This window comes from Streptomyces sp. NBC_00096, from assembly GCF_045041305.1.
Taxonomy (GTDB): domain Bacteria; phylum Actinomycetota; class Actinomycetes; order Streptomycetales; family Streptomycetaceae; genus Streptomyces.
Map to the genome: position 1 here is coordinate 5,239,278 of NZ_CP108221.1, position 17,395 is coordinate 5,256,672.

Here is a 17,395-nt window from a genome sequence, read left to right on the forward strand (position 1 = left end):
CGCTAGAGGGCCCGTGTGACATCCGGGAACGTCCGTGGCCTGTATCAGCCAGTGATACGGAGGAACGGTGCCGTGAGGCGGTCTGAGAGAATTGCCTGGTGATCTCTCGTATCGACCTGCGCGGTGACACCCTCCCCGAGGGTGGCGCCCTGCGCGATCTGCTGCCCCGTGCCGAGTTCGACGTGGAAGCCGCCCTGGAGAAGGTGCGGCCCATCTGCGAGGACGTCCACCATCGTGGGACGGCGGCGTTGATCGAGTACGCGCAGAAGTTCGACGGAGTGACCCTCGAGCAGGTCAGGGTGCCTGCCGAGGCGCTGCGGGCCGCCCTCGACCAGCTCGACCCGGCCGTCCGCGCCGCCCTCGAGGAGTCGATCCGGCGCGCCCGGATCGTGCACCGCAACCAGCGCCGCACCGAGCACACCACCCAGGTGGTCCCCGGCGGCACGGTGACCGAGAAGTGGGTTCCGGTGGAGCGCGTGGGGCTGTACGCCCCGGGCGGCCGCTCGGTGTACCCCTCCTCCGTCGTCATGAACGTGGTTCCGGCCCAGGAGGCGGGCGTCGAGTCGATCGCGCTCGCGTCCCCGCCGCAGGTGGACTTCGACGGACTGCCGCACCCGACGATCCTCGCCGCCTGCGCGCTGCTCGGCGTCGACGAGGTGTACGCCGCCGGCGGCGCCCAGGCCGTCGCGATGTTCGCGTACGGCACCGAGGAGTGCGCCCCGGCGAACATGGTGACCGGCCCCGGCAACATCTGGGTCGCCGCCGCCAAGCGCTACTTCACCGGAAAGATCGGCATCGACACCGAGGCCGGCCCGACCGAGATCGCCGTCCTGGCGGACTCCACGGCCGACCCGGTCCACGTGGCCGCCGACCTGATCAGCCAGGCCGAGCACGACCCGCTGGCCGCCGCCGTCCTGGTGACGGACTCCGCGGAGCTCGCGGCCGCCGTGGAGAAGGAGCTGGAGCCGCAGGTCGCGGCCTCCAAGCACGTCGAGGACCGGATCAAGCCCGCCCTGGCCGGTCGCCAGTCCGCGATCGTGCTGGTCGACAGCCTGGAGGACGGCCTCAAGGTCGTCGACGCGTACGGCGCCGAGCACCTGGAGATCCAGACCGCCGACGCGGCCGCCTGGGCCGCGCGCGTGCGCAACGCCGGCGCGATCTTCGTCGGCCCGTGGTCCCCGGTCTCGCTCGGCGACTACTGCGCCGGCTCCAACCACGTGCTGCCCACCGGCGGCTGCGCCTGCCACTCCTCCGGGCTGTCCGTGCAGTCCTTCCTGCGCGGCATCCACATCGTCGACTACACGCGGGACGCCCTCGCCGAGGTCACCCACCACGTGGTGACGCTGGCCGAGGCCGAGGACCTGCCCGCGCACGGCGCGGCTCTCAAGGCACGTTTCGGGTGGAAGGTTCCGCAGGCATGACCGGCACGGCCGACATCGGCATCGACGACCTTCCCATCCGCGACGAGCTGCGCGGCAAGTCCCCGTACGGAGCCCCGCAGCTGGACGTGCCCGTCCAGCTCAACACCAACGAGAACCCCTACGGGCTCCCCGAAGAGCTCGTCGCGCGGATCGCCGAGCGCGTCTCCGAGGCCGCCCGCACCCTCAACCGCTACCCCGACCGGGACGCGGTCGAGCTGCGCACCGAGCTCGCCGCCTACCTCACCCGTACCGGCAAGCACCCGGTCGCGCGGGAGAACGTCTGGGCCGCCAACGGCTCCAACGAGGTGCTCCAGCAGCTGCTGCAGACCTTCGGCGGACCCGGGCGCACCGCGATCGGCTTCGAGCCCTCGTACTCGATGCACGCGCTGATCGCGCGCGGCACCGGGACCGACTGGATCTCCGGTCCGCGCCGGGACGACTTCACGATCGACGTGGAGAGCGCCGAGCGGGCCATCGCCGAGCACGCCCCCGACGTCGTCTTCATCACCTCGCCCAACAACCCCACGGGCACCGCGGTCGGGGCGGAGACGGTCCTCGCGCTCTACGAGGCCGCGCAGGCGGCCAAGCCCTCCCTGGTCATCGTGGACGAGGCCTACGTGGAGTTCAGCCACCGCGACTCCCTCCTCCCGCTGATCGAGGGCCGCCCGAACCTGGTGGTCTCCCGGACCATGTCCAAGGCCTTCGGCGCCGCCGGACTGCGCCTGGGCTACCTGGCCGCGCACCCGGCCGTGGTCGACGCGGTCCAGCTCGTACGCCTGCCGTACCACCTGTCGGCCGTCACCCAGGCGACCGCACTGGCCGCCCTGGAGTACACCGACACCCTGCTCGGCTACGTCGAGCAGCTCAAGGCCGAGCGGGACCGCCTGGTCACCGAGTTGCGGGGGATCGGCTTCGAGGTCACCGACTCCGACTCGAACTTCGTACAGTTCGGCCGGTTCGAGGACTCCCACACCGCCTGGCAGAAGATCCTCGACCGGGGCGTCCTGGTCCGGGACAACGGCGTGCCGGGATGGCTGCGGGTCACCGCGGGCACCCCGGCCGAGAACGACGCGTTCCTGGAAGCGGTTCGCGCACTGAAGAAGGAGCAGCACGCATGAGCCGCATCGGACGGGTCGAACGGACCACGAAGGAGACCTCGGTCCTCGTCGAGATAGACCTCGACGGCACGGGCAAGGTCGACGTCTCGACGGGCGTGGGCTTCTACGACCACATGCTCGACCAGCTCGGCCGCCACGGCCTCTTCGACCTCACCGTCAAGACCGAGGGCGACCTGCACATCGACAGCCACCACACCATCGAGGACAGCGCCCTGGCGCTCGGCGCCGCCTTCAAGCAGGCCCTCGGCGACAAGGTGGGCATCTACCGCTTCGGCAACTGCACCGTGCCGCTCGACGAGTCCCTCGCCCAGGTGACCGTCGACCTGTCCGGCCGCCCCTACCTCGTGCACACCGAGCCCGAGAACATGGCGCCGATGATCGGCTCGTACGACACGACGATGACCCGGCACATCTTCGAGTCCTTCGTCGCGCAGGCCCAGATCGCCCTGCACATCCACGTGCCGTACGGCCGCAACGCCCACCACATCGTGGAGTGCCAGTTCAAGGCGCTGGCCCGGGCCCTGCGCTACGCCGCCGAGTTCGACCCGCGCGCCGCCGGCATCCTGCCCTCCACGAAGGGCGCCCTCTAGCGTGAACGGGCTCAACACGATCCTGATCGTCCTCGGCCTCTTCCTGGCCGGCGGCGTCTACTCCTTCCAGAAGCAGAAGATGCCCAAGTCGGTCGTCATCCTGCTCGCCATCAGCTCCGTCCTCTGCCTCGTCGCCGGAGTCCTGCGGATCCAGGGAATTTGGGAATGAGCGCAGTCAGCCCCACCAAGAAGGTCGTGGTCTTCGACTACGGCTTCGGCAACGTCCGCTCCGCCGAGCGCGCCCTGGCGCGCGTCGGCGCGGACGTGGAGATCACCCGCGACTACGACCGGGCCATGGACGCCGACGGGCTCCTCGTCCCCGGGGTCGGCGCCTTCTCGGCCTGCATGAAGGGGCTCAAGGACGCCCGGGGCGACTGGATCATCGGACGTCGGCTCTCCGGCGGCCGTCCCGTCATGGGCATCTGCGTCGGGATGCAGATCCTCTTCGAGCGCGGCATCGAGCACGGCGTGGAGACCGAGGGACTCGACGAGTGGCCCGGCACGATCGGACCGCTCAAGGCCCCGATCGTCCCCCACATGGGCTGGAACACCGTCGAGGCGCCGGCCGATACCCAGGCCTTCGCCGGGCTGGACGCGGACGCCCGCTTCTACTTCGTGCACTCCTACGCGGCCCACGACTGGTCCCTGGAAGTCACCAACCCGCTGATCCGCGCCCCCAGGGTCACCTGGGCCACGCACGGCGAGCGGTTCGTCGCGGCGGTGGAGAACGGCGCCCTGTGGGCCACCCAGTTCCACCCCGAGAAGTCCGGGGACGCCGGCGCCCAGCTCCTCACCAACTGGATCGAGACCCTCTGATGACGACGTCGAAGAAGCTCGAACTGCTCCCCGCCGTCGACGTCCGCGACGGCCAGGCCGTCCGCCTCGTCCACGGCGTGTCCGGCAGCGAGACCTCCTACGGTTCCCCGCTCGAGGCCGCCCTGGCCTGGCAGGCCTCCGGCGCCGAGTGGCTGCACCTGGTCGACCTGGACGCCGCCTTCGGCACCGGTGACAACCGCGCGCTCGTCGCGGAGATCACCGGCGCCATGGACATCAAGGTCGAACTGTCCGGCGGCATCCGCGACGACGCCTCGCTCGCCGCGGCCCTCGCCACCGGCTGCACCCGCGTCAACCTCGGCACCGCCGCCCTGGAGACCCCCGAGTGGGCCGCCAAGGCCATCGCCGACCACGGCGACCGGATCGCCGTGGGCCTCGACGTGCGCGGCACCACCCTCAAGGGCCGCGGCTGGACCAGCGAGGGCGGGGACCTCTACGAGACCCTCGCGCGCCTGGACTCCGAGGGCTGCGCCCGGTACGTCGTCACCGACATCGGCAAGGACGGCACCCTCACCGGTCCCAACCTGGAGCTGCTGAAGAACGTCTGCGCGGCCACCGACCGGCCCGTGGTGGCCTCCGGCGGCATCTCCTCCCTCGACGACCTGCGCGCGCTGGCCGCCCTGGTCGGGGACGGCGTCGAGGGCGCGATCGTAGGCAAGGCCCTGTACGCCAAGGCGTTCACGCTCGAAGAAGCCCTGAAGGTGGTCTCCGCATGAGTTCCGAGAACAGCTCCACGAACCCTTTCGAGGGCCGACGCATCTCTTCCGGCGGCGCCTACGAGGACGTCCTCGGCTACTCCCGTGCCGTCCAGCTCCCCAACGGGCTGGTCCTGGTCTCCGGCTGCACCGGCGCCGACGCGGGCGGCCCGTACGACCAGACGGTCAAGGCCTTCGGCGTGGCCTTCAAGGCCCTGGAGCAGGCCGGACTCGGCCCCGAGCACGTGGTCCGCACCCGGCTCTACCTCACGCACGCCCGCGACGTGGACGAGGTCGGCCGTGCCCACAGCGAGCTCTTCGACAAGATCCGCCCCGCCTCGACGCTGATCATCGTCAACGGGTTCGTGGACCCGAGCATGGTCGTCGAGGTGGAGGTCGAGGCCTTCGGCCCCGTCGCCGGAGGCTCCGCATGACCCTCGCCGTACGGGTGATCCCCTGCCTGGACGTGGACAACGGCCGCGTGGTCAAGGGAGTCAACTTCCAGAACCTGCGCGACGCCGGCGACCCGGTCGAGATGGCCAAGCTCTACGACGCCGAGGGCGCCGACGAGCTGACCTTCCTCGACATCACCGCGTCCTCCGGGAACCGGGAGACCACCTACGACGTGGTGCGCCGCACCGCCGAGCAGGTCTTCATCCCGCTGACCGTGGGCGGCGGCGTGCGCACCGCCGACGACGTGGACAAGCTGCTGCGGGCCGGCGCCGACAAGGTCGGCGTGAACACCGCCGCCATCGCCCGGCCCGAGCTCATCCAGGAGATCGCGGAGCGGTTCGGCCGGCAGGTGCTCGTGCTGTCCGTGGACGCGCGCCGCACCGCCTCCGGTTCCTTCGAGGTGACCACCCACGGCGGCAGGCGGAGCGCCGGCATCGACGCCGTCGAGTGGGCCCACCGGGCGGCCGAACTGGGCGCCGGGGAAATCCTGTTGAACTCGATGGACGCGGACGGTACCAAGGACGGCTACGACACCGAGATGATCGCGGCCGTGCGCAGGCACGTCACGGTCCCGGTGATCGCCTCGGGCGGTGCGGGCAAGCTCGCGCACTTCCCGCCGGCGATCGCGGCGGGCGCCGACGCGGTGCTCGCGGCGTCCGTGTTCCACTTCGGCGACCTGCGCATCGGACAGGTCAAGGAAGCGCTGAGGGAGGCGGGCCACCCGGTCCGCTGAGGACCGTTCGCCGGGGGGCCTGCGTTGGACCGGAACGTGTGGCGGGACGCCAATGTCCTGCGGTGGCTGGCCGCCTACGGGGCCTCGCTGATCGGGGACGGGATCTACTTCCTCTCCCTCGGCTGGACGGCCGCCCAGACGGCCGGCCCGGCCGAGGTCGGCCTGGTCATGGCCGTCGGCGCGGTGCCGCGGGCGCTGCTCATGCTGGGCGGCGGGGTGGTCGCCGACCGCTTCGGGCCGCGGCTGGTCGTCATCTCCTCGGACGCCGTGCGCTGCGCGGTGATCCTGGCCCTGGCGCTGCTGGTCGCGCTCACCTCGCCCGGCCTGTGGGTACTGGTGCTCGTCGCGCTCGTCTTCGGGGTCGTGGACGCGCTGTTCATGCCGGCCGTCGGCGCGCTGCCGCCGCGGATCGCCGGTCCCGGGCAGCTGGTCCGGGTCCAGGGGCTGCGCAGCCTGGCCGAGCGCGTCGGCCACACCGCCGGGCCGCCGGTGGCGGGTCTGGCGATGGGGCTGGGCGGACCGGCGGCGGCCTTCGGGACGGCCGCCGCGCTGTTCGGGCTCTCCCTGGTGCTGCTGGTGGCGGTACGGATCACCCCGCTGCCGGTGGCGCCGGGCCCGGGACCGTCCGGGAGGCCCGCGCAGACTCCCATGCAGCAGCTGCGCTCGGGGATCGGGTACATCCGGCGGCACGGCCTGATAGGGCCCCTGGTCCTGTCGGGGGCGCTGAGCCAGCTGGGCACCTCGGCGCCGATGACGCTCGGGCTGATCCTGGTCGCGGGGGACCGCGGCTGGGGGCCGGGCGGGGTCGGCTGGATCGTCGGCGGGATGGGGGTGGGCGCGGCCGCGAGTGCGCTGCTGCTGACCCTGATCCCGAGGTTCCCGCGGGCCGGGGCGGTCCAGAACCTCACCCTGATCATCGGCTCGGCGGGGATCGGGGCCCTGGCGCTGGCCCCGAGCCTGGCGGTGGCGGTGGCACTGGCCGTGCTGACGGGGCTGGTCTGCGGGATCTGCGGAGGCCTGGCGGTGGCCCTGATCCAGACGTCCACGGACCCCTCGTACCTCGGCCGGGTCAGCTCGGTGATGGCCTTCACGGCGGTGGGGCTGGCGCCGCTGGCGTACCCCGTCTTCGGCCTCGCGGCGGACCTCTGGGGGGTGACCCCGGTCTTCCTGGCGGGTGCGGGGGTGAGCATGGCGGGCGCGATCGTCGGCACGTCCGCCCCCGCCGTCCGCCGCGCGGAGCTGGCCTTCGCCTGAGGCCGGCCGGGGTGCCGCCCCTGCCATCCCGGCGCGGGGGCCGGTGGGCGGGTGGTCGGCCCTGTGGAGCGGAGGTCCCCTCAGGCCCTGCGGGGCGGAGGTCCCCTACCCGCCCTTCGCCCGTTCCCCGGGCTCCGCCCGGACCCGGTCCTCAAACGCCGGACGGGCTGGATCGCCCAGCCGGCGGCGTGCACGTGCGGGCAGCGGGGATCAGATGCCCAGCTTCGCGACGGTGAGCTTCGCGACGGCTTCCTTCGGGCCGTCCAGTTCCACCGCGGCAGCGTCCTGGCGGCCGAAGCAGAACAGGGTCAGTTCGCCCGGTTCGCCCGTCACCGTCACCACCGGCGCGCCCTTGTGGGCCACCGCCGTCTGGCCGTTCGGGCGGCGCAGGACCAGGCCCACCGGGGAGCGGCGGCCCGTCAGGCGGGCCAGCTTCTCCAGCCGGGACCACAGGGAGTCGGAGAAGACCGGGTCCAGCGTCCGCGGGGACCAGTCCGGCTGGGCGCGCCGGACGTCCTCGGCGTGGACGTAGAACTCGACCGCGTTCGCCGCTTCGTCGATCTGCTTGAGGGAGTACACCGACATCTTCGGCGGACCCGTGCGGATCAACTGGATGAGCTCCTCGTACGGCTTGGCCCCGTACTCCTCCATCGCCTTGTCCAGCCGGGCCTTCAGGACGTTCAGCAGCAGCCCGCCCGCCGCGTCCGGGCGGCGCTCCCGTACCACCACGTGGGCGGCGAGTTCCCGCGTCCGCCAGCCTTCGCACAGCGTCGGCGCCTCCGGTCCGGCCGACTCCAACAGATCGGCCAGCAGCAGTCGTTCACGCTTCGCATGGGTAGACATGCGGGCCAGCCTACGGCTGGAACCCGTCCCGCGCCTGCCCATCAGGCGGACAGGGATCCTTGATCGTCCCCGCGGCCCGGCACAATGGCTCCCATGAGTACGTCCTCCCTCGATCCCGCCATCGCCGCCCGCCTCAAGCGCTCCGCGGACGGTCTGGTCCCGGCCATCGCCCAGCAGTACGACACCGGTGAGGTGCTCATGCTCGGCTGGATGGACGACGAGGCCCTGCACCGCACCCTGACCACCGGCCGCTGTACGTACTGGTCGCGCAGCCGCCAGGAGTACTGGGTGAAGGGGGACACTTCAGGCCACTTCCAGCACGTGAAGTCCGTCGCGCTCGACTGCGACGCCGACACCTTGCTCGTCCGGGTGGACCAGGTCGGGGCGGCCTGCCACACCGGTGCCCGTACGTGCTTCGATGCCGACGTCCTGCCCCTGGCCGGCACTCCCGGCCCCACTGCCGAAGCCGAATAGGTCAAGCCGAACAGGTAAGGGTGCCACTCAATGGATCTTGAGACGTTCCGCAAGCTCGCGGCCGACCGCCGCGTCATCCCCGTCAGCCGCAGGCTGCTGGCGGACGGGGACACGCCCGTCGGGCTCTACCGCAAGCTGGCCGCCGAGCGTCCGGGGACGTTTCTCCTGGAGTCCGCCGAGAACGGCCGCTCCTGGTCGCGCTACTCCTTCGTGGGCGTCCGCAGCGCCTCCACCCTGACCGTCCAGGACGGCCAGGCCCACTGGATCGGGACCCCGCCCGTGGGCGTCCCGACCTCCGGCGACCCCCTGGAGGCCCTGCGCCAGACCGTGGAGGCCCTGCACACCCCCCGGGACCTGTCCTCCGGCATGCCGCCCTTCACCGGCGGCATGGTCGGCTACCTCGGCTACGACATCGTGCGCCGGCTGGAGCGCATCGGCGAGCACACCGAGGACGACCTCCAGCTCCCCGAGCTGACCATGCTGCTCACCTCCGACCTGGCGGTCCTGGACCACTGGGACGGCACCGTCCTGCTGATCGCCAACGCGATCAACCACAACGACCTCGACGCGGGCGTGGACGAGGCGTACGCGGACGCCGTCACCCGCCTCGACGCCATGGAGGCCGACCTCGCGCGGCCCGCCCCGTACGCGCCGATGCCGCTGCCCGCCTCCGAGCTGCCGGAGTACTCGGCGCTGTGGGGCGGCGAGAAGTACCAGGACGCCGTCGAGGACGTGAAGGAGCGGATCCGGGCCGGCGAGGCCTTCCAGGTGGTTCCCTCGCAGCGGTTCGAGACCCCCTGCCGGGCCTCCGCGCTGGACGTCTACCGCGTGCTGCGGGCCACCAACCCGTCGCCGTACATGTACCTCTTCCGCTTCGAGAACGGCTTCGACGTGGTCGGGTCCAGCCCCGAGGCGCTGGTCAAGGTCGAGGACGGCCGGGCCATGGTCCACCCCATCGCCGGCACCCGGCACCGCGGCGCCACCCCGCAGCAGGACAACGAGCTCGCCGAGGAGCTGCTGGCCGACCCCAAGGAGCGCGCCGAGCACCTCATGCTCGTCGACCTGGGCCGCAACGACCTGGGCCGGGTCTGCGAGCCGGGCTCCGTGGAGGTCGTCGACTTCATGAGCATCGAGCGGTACTCGCACGTCATGCACATCGTCTCGACCGTGACGGGCCGCGTCGCCGAGGGCCGGACCGCCTTCGACGTGCTCACGGCCTGCTTCCCGGCCGGCACCCTGTCCGGTGCGCCCAAGCCCCGCGCCATGCAGATCATCGAGGAGCTGGAGCCCACCCGCCGCGGGCTCTACGGCGGCTGCGTCGGCTACCTGGACTTCGCCGGGGACTCCGACACCGCCATCGCCATCCGCACCGCCCTGCTGCGCGACGGCAAGGCGTACGTGCAGGCGGGCGCCGGGGTCGTCGCCGACTCGGTGCCCGAGCTGGAGGACGCCGAGTGCCGCAACAAGGCCGCCGCGGTGCTCCGCGCGGTGGGAGCGGCCAACCGCCTCCACGGCGCGTGAACCGGTAGGGGATAGTGGGGTGCGTGAGTGCCGTACCCCCGCCCCGAACCACCGATGACGCCGCCGCCGATCCCGAGGCCGCCGCCGATCCCCAGGCCGCCGGCCGCAGCGGCGGCCGCCGCAGCGTGGCCGCCGCCCTGCTGCTCGGCACGCTCGGCGCCACCGTCGTCCTGCTCGCCTCCGGCCGCGTCTGGGCCCGCGGCGTCGCCGCCATCGGCGGCGGCTCGCTGCCGCTGACCGCCGACGGGCGGGAGGTCACCGGCCTGCCCGCGGCCCTGGCCATCGTGGGCCTCGCGGCCCTGGTCGCCGTCTTCGCCGTACGCGGCAGGAGCCGGCTGCTGGTGTCGGCGCTGCTCGCGCTGAGCGGCCTGGGCGCGGGAGCGGCCGCGCTGGCCAACGCCGACGGCCGCAGCGCCCTGGACGCGGCAGCCGCCCGCACGACGGCGGACACCGCCGCGCACGTGGCCGGCCTGACCCACACAGCGTGGCCCTACGTGACGGCCGCCGGCGCGGCGCTGATCCTGCTGGCCGGCCTGCTCGCCCTGCGGTTCGGGAGCGCCTGGCCCGCCATGGGCGGCCGCTACGAGCGCGACGGCAGCCCGCGTCCGCGCAAGGCGGCCGTGGTGGACCCGGACCGGCCCGAGGACCTGTGGAAGGCTCTGGACCGGGGCGAGGACCCGACCGGCCCGGCCTAGCCCCGGTGCGCCGGGCGGAGCCCGGAAACGGCCCCCGGGGCCGACCCCGTGAAATCCGCCGCCACCTGGTGCGGGACAATGACCGTCGAGCGTTCGGCACGGCACGTGCGACGCGCGACAGAACCACCAGCCCAACCCAGCCCAACCCCAGACCCAACGAGGAGCAACTCATGGCGGGCACTAGCCACGGACACACCCCGGCCGCCTGGACCGGTGTCATCATCGCCTTCATCGGTTTCTGCGTCTCCGGCGCCTTCACGGTGCTGGCGAACATCTGGGGCTTCTACGCGGGCCTCGCCGTCGTCGTGCTCGGCGGTGTCGTGGGCATGGCGATGAAGGCCGCGGGCATGGGCGCGCCGAAGGCCGCCCACAACGACCTCGCCGAGGTCATCGCCGCGAACCGCCTCGCCGCCAAGGTCTGAGCGCGGACGCGGTCCCCGAAAGGCGCGGCCCCGTCGGGCTGCGCCTTTTGTCATGAGCGGAGAGAATCAGCGGGTGGACTCTCACCCTTCCGGCCTCGCGCCCGCCGCGCCGCAGCACGCCGGCCCGCCGCCGCCCGCACCGCCCGTTTCCCGGGCGAAGCGGCTCGCGACCCCGGCGCTCACGCTGGCCGCGGCCGCCGCGGCCCTCGCGTACGTGGGCACCGTGGACCCGAACGAGCCCGGTCACTATCCGGTCTGCCCGCTGTTCAGGCTGACCGGGGTGCTGTGCCCGGGCTGCGGCGGGCTGCGCAGCGCCCACGCGTTCGCCCAGGGCGATCTCGTGACGGCTGCCGGGGCGAATGCCCTGGCGGTCGCCGGCTACTTCTTCTTCGCGGGCTTCATGGTGCTGTGGCTGGTTCGCGCCTATCGCGGCGTACCGGCCCCCAGGCTCGTCGTTCGGCCGTTGTACTGGTGGGTGATCGGTGCGGTGGCCCTGGTGTTCTCGATTGTCCGGAACCTGCCCGCGGGCTCGTTTCTGGCACCCTGAGGTATAGCTGAAGTAAAGATTCCGTATGTCCATTTAATGGGACGCGGTCAACCGCGTGCGGAGGGCAAGGCGTCCTGCGGATACCATTTGAACTGCTGACCTTGCAGTTGTACGTGTCTGCAAGGCGGCCGACCGTCATCGACCCGGAAGGGGGCCGCTCGCGTGAGTGTGCTCGACGAGATCATCGAAGGGGTCCGCGAAGACCTTGCCGAACGGCAGGCGCGCGTCAGCCTCGACGAGCTCAAGGAGCGTGCCGCCAAGGCGCCCCAGGCCAAGGACGGCGTCGCTGCCCTGCGCGGCGACAGCGTCAAGGTGATCTGCGAGGTCAAGCGCTCCAGCCCGTCAAAGGGTGCGCTGGCAGCCATCGCCGATCCGGCCGGGCTCGCCGCCGACTACGAGGCGGGCGGTGCGGCGGTCATTTCCGTCCTCACCGAACAGCGTCGTTTCGGCGGTTCCCTGGCCGACCTGGAGGCCGTCCGCGCCCGCGTGGACATCCCGATCCTGCGCAAGGACTTCATCGTCACGGCGTACCAGCTGTGGGAGGCCCGCGCCTACGGCGCCGACCTCGTGCTGCTGATCGTCGCGGCCCTGGAGCAGGAGGCCCTCGTCTCCCTCATCGAGCGGGCCGAGTCCATCGGTCTCACCCCGCTCGTCGAGGTCCACGACGAGGAGGAGATCGAGCGTGCGGTCGCCGCGGGCGCCAAGATCATCGGCGTCAACGCGCGCAACCTGAAGGACCTCAAGGTCGACCGCTCCACTTTCGAGCGGATCGTCGGAGAGATCCCGGCCCACATCGTCAAGGTTGCCGAATCCGGCATCCGCGGGCCGCACGACCTCATCGCCTACGCGAACGAGGGCGCGGACGCCGTCCTCGTCGGGGAGTCCCTGGTGACCGGCCGCGACCCGAAGGCGGCCGTGGCCGACCTCGTCGCCGCCGGCGCCCACCCCGCCCTGCGCCACGGGCGGAGCTGACCCGTCCCATGGCCCGAAACCGCCCCTCCGTCCGCACCCGACCGGGCTCCGGCCTGGCCGGTGTGCCGACGGCGCACGCGCCCCTGGCGCGCGGCTGCCGCCCCCGCGGCTGCCGCGCCCCGGCCCGGCGCGTGCGCGGGCGGCGGGTCCGGTACGTGATCGGCTCCGAGCCCGGTCAGGTCAACGGCATGCGATGGCGGCCCCCAGTCGCGTCGTGACGAGGCCGCCGCGGACGGTGTACGCCGTACACCGGGTCCGCGGCCGCCTCCTTGCGGTCCGCCCCCGAGCCGTCGACTCCGGGCCGGGCCGACCCGTACCCGTACGTCCACGCCCCAGCGGGGTGCACGCGTGAGGGGCGGGCGGCGCAATACGGTGAAGACATCCGCGTCGCATCCGTAGGAGTACCTGGGCATGTCCAGCGCCAGCAGTTTCTTCATCCCGGACCCCGAGGGTCACATCCCCAACGCCGAGGGCTACTTCGGTGACTTCGGCGGCAAGTTCATCCCGGAGGCGCTCGTCGCCGCCGTGGACGAGGTCGCCGTCGAGTACGAGAAGGCCAAGGGCGACCCGGCCTTCGCGGCCGAGCTCAACGACCTGATGGTCAACTACACCGGCCGCCCCAGCTCCCTCACCGAGGTGCCCCGGTTCGCCGAGCACGCCGGCGGCGCGCGGATCTTCCTCAAGCGCGAGGACCTGAACCACACCGGCTCGCACAAGATCAACAACGTGCTGGGCCAGGCGCTGCTCACCAAGCGCATGGGCAAGACCCGCGTCATCGCCGAGACCGGCGCCGGACAGCACGGCGTGGCCACCGCCACCGCCTGCGCCCTCTTCGGCCTCGAGTGCACCATCTACATGGGCGAGATCGACACCCAGCGCCAGGCCCTCAACGTGGCCCGCATGCGCATGCTGGGCGCCGAGGTCATCGCGGTGAAGTCCGGCTCGCGCACCCTCAAGGACGCCATCAACGAGGCGTTCCGCGACTGGGTCGCCAACGTGGACCGCACCCACTACCTCTTCGGTACGGTCGCCGGCCCCCACCCCTTCCCCGCCATGGTCCGCGACTTCCACCGGGTCATCGGCGTCGAGGCCCGCCGCCAGATCCTGGAGCGCGCCGGCCGGCTGCCCGACGCCGTCGCCGCCTGCGTCGGCGGCGGCTCCAACGCCATCGGCCTCTTCCACGCCTTCATCCCGGACGCCGGCGTCCGCCTGGTCGGCTTCGAGCCCGCCGGGCACGGCGTCGAGACGGGCGAGCACGCGGCCACGCTGACCGCGGGCGAGCCCGGCATCCTGCACGGCTCCCGCTCCTACGTCCTGCAGGACGAGGAGGGCCAGATCACCGAGCCGTACTCCATCTCGGCCGGTCTGGACTACCCGGGCATCGGCCCGGAGCACTCGTACCTCAAGGACGCGGGCCGCGCCGAGTACCGCGCGGTCACCGACGACCAGGCGATGCAGGCGCTGCGGCTCCTCTCGCGCACCGAGGGCATCATCCCGGCGATCGAGTCGGCGCACGCCCTCGCGGGCGCGCTGGACCTCGGCAAGGAGCTGGGCAAGGACGGGCTGCTCGTCGTCAACCTGTCCGGCCGCGGCGACAAGGACATGGACACCGCCGCGCGCTACTTCGACCTGTACGACACCAACGCCTCCGAGGGGGAGACCAAGTGAGCGGGAACATCGAACTCCTCTCGGCCACCCTCGCGAAGGCGAAGTCCGAGGACCGCGCGGCCCTCGTGGCCTACCTCCCGGCCGGGTTCCCGACCGTGGACGGAGCCATCGAGGCCGTCAAGGCCGTCATCGCGGGCGGCGCGGACGTCGTCGAGATCGGCCTCCCGCACAGCGACCCGGTCCTGGACGGCGCGATCATCCAGACCGCCGACGACATCGCCCTGCGCGGCGGCGTCAAGATCGCCGACACGCTGCGGACCGTCCGCGAGGCGCACGAGGCGACCGGCGCCCCGATCCTGGTCATGACGTACTGGAACCCCATCGACCGCTACGGCGTCGAGCGGTTCACCGCCGAGCTCGCCGCGGCCGGCGGCGCGGGCTGCATCCTGCCCGACCTGCCGGTCCAGGAGTCCGCGCTGTGGCGCGAGCACGCGGCCAAGCACGGTCTCGCGACCGTCTTCGTCGTGGCCCCCAGCAGCAAGGACGAGCGCCTCGCCACCATCACGGCGGCCGGTTCCGGCTTCGTCTACGCCGCTTCGCTCATGGGCGTCACCGGCACCCGCGAGTCGGTCGGCAACCAGGCCGCCGATCTGGTCCGCCGCACCCGCGCCACCAGCGACCTGCCGGTCTGCGTCGGGCTCGGCGTCTCCAACGCCAAGCAGGCCAAGGAGGTCGCGGGCTTCGCCGACGGGGTGATCGTCGGCTCGGCCTTCGTGAAGCTGCTGCTGGACGCGCCGGACCGGGCGGCCGGGCTGGCCGCCGTACGGGCGCTGGCGGGCGAGCTGGCCGAAGGCGTGCGCAGGAGCTGAGCGCACGTTCGGTCGCGCCGCGTTCGATCGGGGACGCGGACCCCTGAGCGGGTTCTGTAGCCCGATCGGGTGGAAGTAGCGGCAGGGAGGCACGAGAGTGCCTCCCTGCTTCGTTTGGCCGAACGTGAGCAACATGAACGACGGTGCGAACCGCGATGCGACGAAACGATCGGCCCGCGAGCGACTCCAGGCGGAGCGAGAGCGGCAGAAGGCCAAGGACAAGCGGCGGCGGACCCTCATCGTGTCGGCGGCGGTGGTCGGCGTACTCGGCCTGGCGGCCGTCGTCGGCCTGATCGCGGCGAACACCGGCAAGGGCGGGTCCTCCGCCAAGGGCGGCCCGGTGGTCGTCCCCTCCGGGGCCACGGGCAAGGACGCACTCGCCATCCAAGCCGGCAAGGCCGAGGCCCCTTCCACGCTGACCGTGTGGGAGGACTTCCGCTGCCCGGCCTGCAAGGCCTTCGAGACGAACTACCGCGACACCGTCCACGAGCTGGAGGCCAAGGGCCTCCTCAAGGTCGAGTACCACCTGGTCACCCTGATCGACGGGAACATGAACGGCACCGGCTCGCTCAAGGGCGCCAACGCGGCGGCCTGCGCGCAGAACGCCGGGAAGTTCGCCGCGTACCACGACGTGCTCTTCCAGAACCAGCCGGAGGAGACCAGCGACGCCTACGGCCAGAACGCCAAACTGCTGGAGCTGGCCGGCAAGGTGGACGGGCTGGTCACCCCGGAGTTCCGCGCGTGCGTCGAGGGCGGCACCCACGACACCTGGGTGAAGAAGTCGCAGGACGCCTTCCGCAAGGGCGAGTTCCGCGGGACCCCGACGGTGCTGCTCGACGGCAAGGACATCTTCGCGGACCAGGCCAACCCGCTGACCCCGCAGAAACTGAAGGAGAAGGTGGAGGCGGCCGGCAAGGGCGCCCCCGGCGGCGGGAAGGCGTCCGCGTCGGCGTCCCCGTCCGCGTCGGCGTCGGCGACCGGGAAGTCCTCCTCCGGCCGGTCGGCCTCCCCCTCGGCCTCGTCCACGCGCTCGACGGCGAAGACGACGGCCGGCTCCTCGGGGGCCGACGACGCCTCCCCGGACCACACCGGGATGCCCATGGACCACTGATCGCAGTCTGGATTCGGCAGCAGCTTGCCGGACGGGTTGTGGTCACCACCGTCCGGCAAGGTAGCGTCGGGTCTTGCCATGAACCTTGCCTTCATTCCCAGTCCGTCGACGGGCGTGCTCCATCTCGGACCGATCCCGCTGCGCGGCTACGCGTTCTGCATCATCATCGGCGTCTTCGTCGCCGTCTGGCTCGGCAACAAGCGGTGGGTCGCCCGCGGCGGAAAGCCGGGCACGGTCGCGGACATCGCCGTGTGGGCGGTCCCGTTCGGCCTGGTCGGCGGGCGCCTCTACCACGTGATCACCGACTACCAGCTGTACTTCGTCGAGGGCCGCGACTGGGTCGACGCCTTCAAGATCTGGGAGGGCGGCCTCGGCATCTGGGGGGCGATCGCGCTGGGCGCGGTCGGTGCCTGGATCGGCTGCCGCCGCCGCGGCATCCCGCTGCCGGCCTGGGCCGACGCCCTCGCCCCCGGGATCGCGCTGGCCCAGGCCTGCGGACGCTGGGGCAACTGGTTCAACCAGGAGCTGTACGGACGGGCCACCGACCTGCCGTGGGCGGTGGAGATCAGCGACGGTCCGAACCGCGTCGCCGGGACCTACCACCCGACCTTCCTCTACGAGTCGCTGTGGTGCATCGGCGTCGCCCTCCTGGTGATCTGGGCCGACCGCCGCTTCACGCTCGGACACGGGCGGGCGTTCGCGCTGTACGTCGCCGCGTACTGCGTGGGGCGCGGCTGGATCGAGTACATGCGGGTCGACGAGGCCCACCACGTCCTGGGCCTGCGGCTCAACGTGTGGACCTCGATCGTCGTCTTCGTGCTCGCCGTGACGTACCTCGTGCTGTCCGCGAAGCTGCGGCCGGGCCGCGAGGAGGTCGTCGAGCCGGACCGTGAGGCCCCCGCTGACGCCGTGGCCGGCGCCAAGGACGGGGACACCCCGGCCGGGGACGCCAAGGACGGCGCCAAGGACGGGGACACCCCGGCCGGAGACGGCGAAGCCGAGGCCGGTGCAGGGGCAGAAGCCGGTGCCGGGCCGAAGGACGCCGCGGCGGAGGCCGACGGCGGCGTGACCGACGGCAAGGCCGGAGCCGAGGGCACGGCCGGCTCCGAGGCCCCCGGGGCCAAGAAGCTCTGACCGGACCTCCGGTCGAAACGGGAGGGGCGCCGCGCGGTTGCGCGGCGCCCCTCCCGTTTTCCGGTTCGCTCCCCGCTCCCAGTTCCCCGCTCCCTGACCGC

General features: G+C 72.3%; 21 protein-coding genes. 20 read left to right on the forward strand and 1 reads right to left on the reverse strand.

Annotated elements, in window-relative coordinates; translation table 11 throughout:
- Window positions 1-98: 98 nt before the first annotated feature.
- From hisD to OG904_RS23135, 9 genes are read left to right on the forward strand one after another with little or no spacing between them, the layout of a single operon-like run.
- Window positions 99-1,421 carry a histidinol dehydrogenase gene (gene hisD, locus OG904_RS23095; RefSeq protein ID WP_405493907.1) on the forward strand — a complete coding sequence of 441 codons (1,323 nt, stop codon included), beginning with the start codon at window positions 99-101 and terminating at the stop codon, window positions 1,419-1,421.
- A complete protein-coding gene (locus OG904_RS23100; protein ID WP_405493909.1) occupies window positions 1,418-2,539 on the forward strand; it encodes a histidinol-phosphate transaminase in 1,122 nt (373 codons plus the stop codon). The genes hisD and OG904_RS23100 overlap by 4 nt, the downstream gene beginning before the upstream one ends.
- Window positions 2,536-3,129, forward strand: a complete 594-nt coding sequence (gene hisB / locus OG904_RS23105) for an imidazoleglycerol-phosphate dehydratase HisB (RefSeq protein WP_328298154.1) — start codon at window positions 2,536-2,538, stop codon at window positions 3,127-3,129. Before OG904_RS23100 ends, hisB begins: the two co-directional genes overlap by 4 nt.
- Window position 3,130: 1 nt before the next feature.
- The gene (locus tag OG904_RS23110; RefSeq protein ID WP_405493911.1) at window positions 3,131-3,298 is read left to right on the forward strand and encodes a hypothetical protein; all 168 of its coding nucleotides are present in this window, start codon (window positions 3,131-3,133) and stop codon (window positions 3,296-3,298) included.
- The gene (hisH, locus tag OG904_RS23115; protein WP_405493913.1) at window positions 3,295-3,945 is read left to right on the forward strand and encodes an imidazole glycerol phosphate synthase subunit HisH; all 651 of its coding nucleotides are present in this window, start codon (window positions 3,295-3,297) and stop codon (window positions 3,943-3,945) included. Before OG904_RS23110 ends, hisH begins: the two co-directional genes overlap by 4 nt.
- Window positions 3,945-4,679 carry a bifunctional 1-(5-phosphoribosyl)-5-((5-phosphoribosylamino)methylideneamino)imidazole-4-carboxamide isomerase/phosphoribosylanthranilate isomerase PriA gene (gene priA / locus OG904_RS23120; protein ID WP_405493915.1) on the forward strand — a complete coding sequence of 245 codons (735 nt, stop codon included), beginning with the start codon at window positions 3,945-3,947 and terminating at the stop codon, window positions 4,677-4,679. The genes hisH and priA overlap by 1 nt, the downstream gene beginning before the upstream one ends.
- The gene (locus tag OG904_RS23125) at window positions 4,676-5,092 is read left to right on the forward strand and encodes a RidA family protein (protein ID WP_405493917.1); all 417 of its coding nucleotides are present in this window, start codon (window positions 4,676-4,678) and stop codon (window positions 5,090-5,092) included. Before priA ends, OG904_RS23125 begins: the two co-directional genes overlap by 4 nt.
- A complete protein-coding gene (gene hisF, locus OG904_RS23130; protein ID WP_405493919.1) occupies window positions 5,089-5,844 on the forward strand; it encodes an imidazole glycerol phosphate synthase subunit HisF in 756 nt (251 codons plus the stop codon). Before OG904_RS23125 ends, hisF begins: the two co-directional genes overlap by 4 nt.
- 24 nt (window positions 5,845-5,868) lie before the next feature.
- Window positions 5,869-7,098 carry an MFS transporter gene (locus tag OG904_RS23135; RefSeq protein WP_405493921.1) on the forward strand — a complete coding sequence of 410 codons (1,230 nt, stop codon included), beginning with the start codon at window positions 5,869-5,871 and terminating at the stop codon, window positions 7,096-7,098.
- A gap of 210 nt (window positions 7,099-7,308) precedes the next feature.
- Here OG904_RS23135 and OG904_RS23140 read toward each other — a convergent pair whose 3' ends face one another.
- The gene (locus OG904_RS23140) at window positions 7,309-7,941 is read right to left on the reverse strand and encodes a TIGR03085 family metal-binding protein (protein WP_405493923.1); all 633 of its coding nucleotides are present in this window, start codon (window positions 7,939-7,941) and stop codon (window positions 7,309-7,311) included.
- Between the two features lie 84 nt (window positions 7,942-8,025).
- On the opposite strand from OG904_RS23140, the gene hisI reads away from it, so the two are divergent.
- The 11 genes from hisI to lgt all read left to right on the forward strand — a co-directional run bounded on the left by hisI (window position 8,026) and on the right by lgt (window position 17,294).
- On the forward strand, window positions 8,026-8,415 hold the full coding sequence (gene hisI, locus OG904_RS23145; RefSeq protein WP_405493925.1) for a phosphoribosyl-AMP cyclohydrolase: 390 nt from the start codon (window positions 8,026-8,028) through the stop codon (window positions 8,413-8,415).
- Window positions 8,416-8,445: 30 nt separating this feature from the next.
- Window positions 8,446-9,936, forward strand: coding sequence for an anthranilate synthase component I (locus tag OG904_RS23150; protein WP_405493927.1), 1,491 nt, complete (start codon window positions 8,446-8,448; stop codon window positions 9,934-9,936).
- Between the two features lie 14 nt (window positions 9,937-9,950).
- On the forward strand, window positions 9,951-10,631 hold the full coding sequence (locus tag OG904_RS23155) for a TIGR02234 family membrane protein (RefSeq protein ID WP_405493929.1): 681 nt from the start codon (window positions 9,951-9,953) through the stop codon (window positions 10,629-10,631).
- Between the two features lie 170 nt (window positions 10,632-10,801).
- The gene (locus OG904_RS23160) at window positions 10,802-11,053 is read left to right on the forward strand and encodes an HGxxPAAW family protein (protein WP_405493931.1); all 252 of its coding nucleotides are present in this window, start codon (window positions 10,802-10,804) and stop codon (window positions 11,051-11,053) included.
- A 52-nt stretch (window positions 11,054-11,105) separates the two neighbouring features.
- On the forward strand, window positions 11,106-11,600 hold the full coding sequence (locus tag OG904_RS23165) for a DUF2752 domain-containing protein (protein WP_405493933.1): 495 nt from the start codon (window positions 11,106-11,108) through the stop codon (window positions 11,598-11,600).
- A 162-nt stretch (window positions 11,601-11,762) separates the two neighbouring features.
- A complete protein-coding gene (gene trpC, locus OG904_RS23170; protein ID WP_250743801.1) occupies window positions 11,763-12,572 on the forward strand; it encodes an indole-3-glycerol phosphate synthase TrpC in 810 nt (269 codons plus the stop codon).
- A gap of 8 nt (window positions 12,573-12,580) precedes the next feature.
- Complete coding sequence (gene trpM, locus OG904_RS23175; RefSeq protein ID WP_266877044.1) at window positions 12,581-12,790, forward strand: tryptophan biosynthesis modulator TrpM; 210 nt, start codon at window positions 12,581-12,583, stop codon at window positions 12,788-12,790.
- A gap of 193 nt (window positions 12,791-12,983) precedes the next feature.
- The gene (trpB, locus tag OG904_RS23180; protein ID WP_405493936.1) at window positions 12,984-14,240 is read left to right on the forward strand and encodes a tryptophan synthase subunit beta; all 1,257 of its coding nucleotides are present in this window, start codon (window positions 12,984-12,986) and stop codon (window positions 14,238-14,240) included.
- On the forward strand, window positions 14,237-15,049 hold the full coding sequence (gene trpA, locus OG904_RS23185; RefSeq protein ID WP_405493938.1) for a tryptophan synthase subunit alpha: 813 nt from the start codon (window positions 14,237-14,239) through the stop codon (window positions 15,047-15,049). The genes trpB and trpA overlap by 4 nt, the downstream gene beginning before the upstream one ends.
- Before the next feature lie 133 nt (window positions 15,050-15,182).
- On the forward strand, window positions 15,183-16,160 hold the full coding sequence (locus OG904_RS23190; RefSeq protein ID WP_405493940.1) for a DsbA family protein: 978 nt from the start codon (window positions 15,183-15,185) through the stop codon (window positions 16,158-16,160).
- Between the two features lie 78 nt (window positions 16,161-16,238).
- Window positions 16,239-17,294: a prolipoprotein diacylglyceryl transferase gene (gene lgt / locus OG904_RS23195; RefSeq protein ID WP_405493942.1), complete on the forward strand. Its 1,056-nt coding sequence runs from the start codon at window positions 16,239-16,241 to the stop codon at window positions 17,292-17,294.
- The last annotated feature ends 101 nt before the right edge of the window (window positions 17,295-17,395 follow it).

What these genes read in the sequence shown, in the direction of transcription:
- OG904_RS23100 (WP_405493909.1), top strand. Translation starts at nt 1,418, where the DNA reads ATGACCGGCACGGCCGACATCGGCATCGACGACCTTCCCATCCGCGAC.
- hisB (WP_328298154.1), top strand. Translation starts at nt 2,536, where the DNA reads ATGAGCCGCATCGGACGGGTCGAACGGACCACGAAGGAGACCTCGGTC.
- hisH (WP_405493913.1), top strand. Translation starts at nt 3,295, where the DNA reads ATGAGCGCAGTCAGCCCCACCAAGAAGGTCGTGGTCTTCGACTACGGC.
- priA (WP_405493915.1), top strand. Translation starts at nt 3,945, where the DNA reads ATGACGACGTCGAAGAAGCTCGAACTGCTCCCCGCCGTCGACGTCCGC.
- OG904_RS23125 (WP_405493917.1), top strand. Translation starts at nt 4,676, where the DNA reads ATGAGTTCCGAGAACAGCTCCACGAACCCTTTCGAGGGCCGACGCATC.
- hisF (WP_405493919.1), top strand. Translation starts at nt 5,089, where the DNA reads ATGACCCTCGCCGTACGGGTGATCCCCTGCCTGGACGTGGACAACGGC.
- OG904_RS23140 (WP_405493923.1), bottom strand. Translation starts at nt 7,941, where the DNA reads ATGTCTACCCATGCGAAGCGTGAACGACTGCTGCTGGCCGATCTGTTG.
- hisI (WP_405493925.1), top strand. Translation starts at nt 8,026, where the DNA reads ATGGCTCCCATGAGTACGTCCTCCCTCGATCCCGCCATCGCCGCCCGC.
- OG904_RS23150 (WP_405493927.1), top strand. Translation starts at nt 8,446, where the DNA reads ATGGATCTTGAGACGTTCCGCAAGCTCGCGGCCGACCGCCGCGTCATC.
- OG904_RS23160 (WP_405493931.1), top strand. Translation starts at nt 10,802, where the DNA reads ATGGCGGGCACTAGCCACGGACACACCCCGGCCGCCTGGACCGGTGTC.
- OG904_RS23165 (WP_405493933.1), top strand. Translation starts at nt 11,106, where the DNA reads ATGAGCGGAGAGAATCAGCGGGTGGACTCTCACCCTTCCGGCCTCGCG.
- trpM (WP_266877044.1), top strand. Translation starts at nt 12,581, where the DNA reads ATGGCCCGAAACCGCCCCTCCGTCCGCACCCGACCGGGCTCCGGCCTG.
- trpB (WP_405493936.1), top strand. Translation starts at nt 12,984, where the DNA reads ATGTCCAGCGCCAGCAGTTTCTTCATCCCGGACCCCGAGGGTCACATC.
- OG904_RS23190 (WP_405493940.1), top strand. Translation starts at nt 15,183, where the DNA reads ATGAACGACGGTGCGAACCGCGATGCGACGAAACGATCGGCCCGCGAG.
- lgt (WP_405493942.1), top strand. Translation starts at nt 16,239, where the DNA reads ATGAACCTTGCCTTCATTCCCAGTCCGTCGACGGGCGTGCTCCATCTC.